This window comes from Mesorhizobium sp. M0293, from assembly GCF_040321735.1.
Taxonomy (GTDB): domain Bacteria; phylum Pseudomonadota; class Alphaproteobacteria; order Rhizobiales; family Rhizobiaceae; genus Mesorhizobium.
On sequence record NZ_JAMYSA010000296.1, the window covers coordinates 1 to 905 of the forward strand.

General features: G+C 64.3%; 1 protein-coding gene. It reads left to right on the top strand.

Going from position 1 to position 905, the window contains the following annotated elements:
* A partial coding sequence (gene tuf, locus NKJ06_RS35550) for an elongation factor Tu (RefSeq protein WP_352812603.1) occupies window positions 1-905 on the top strand: 905 nt, incomplete at both ends.

Below are 905 nucleotides of genomic sequence, written 5' to 3' on the forward strand. Positions count from 1 at the left end.
CGCGGCATCACGATCTCGACGGCGCACGTCGAATATGAGACGGCCAACCGCCACTACGCTCACGTCGACTGCCCCGGCCACGCCGACTATGTGAAGAACATGATCACCGGTGCCGCGCAGATGGACGGCGCGATCCTGGTCGTGTCGGCTGCCGACGGCCCGATGCCGCAGACCCGCGAGCACATCCTGCTCGCCCGTCAGGTCGGCGTGCCGTCGATCGTGGTGTTCTTGAACAAGGTCGATCAGGTCGACGACGCCGAGCTGCTCGAACTGGTCGAGCTCGAGGTTCGCGAGCTTCTGACCAAGAACGAGTTCCCCGGCGACGACATTCCGATCGTCAAGGGTTCGGCTCTGGCTGCTCTCGAAGACAGCGACAAGAAGATCGGCGAGGACGCGATCCGCGAGCTGATGGCTGCGGTCGATGCCTACATCCCGACCCCGGTTCGTCCGCTCGACAAGCCGTTCCTGATGCCGATCGAAGACGTGTTCTCGATCTCGGGCCGTGGCACGGTCGTGACCGGTCGCGTCGAGCGCGGCGTGGTCAAGGTCGGCGAGGAACTCGAGATCATCGGCATCCGTCCGACGACCAAGACGACCTGCACGGGCGTCGAGATGTTCCGCAAGCTGCTCGATCAGGGCCAGGCTGGCGACAACATCGGCGCGCTGCTGCGCGGCGTTGATCGTGAAGGTGTCGAGCGCGGCCAGGTTCTGGCCAAGCCGGGCACGGTGAAGCCGCACAAGAAGTTCGTGGCCGAAGCCTACATCCTGACCAAGGACGAAGGTGGCCGTCACACGCCGTTCTTCACCAACTACCGTCCGCAGTTCTACTTCCGCACGACCGACGTGACCGGCATCGTGTCGCTGCCGGAAGGCACCGAGATGGTGATGCCGGGCGACAACATCAC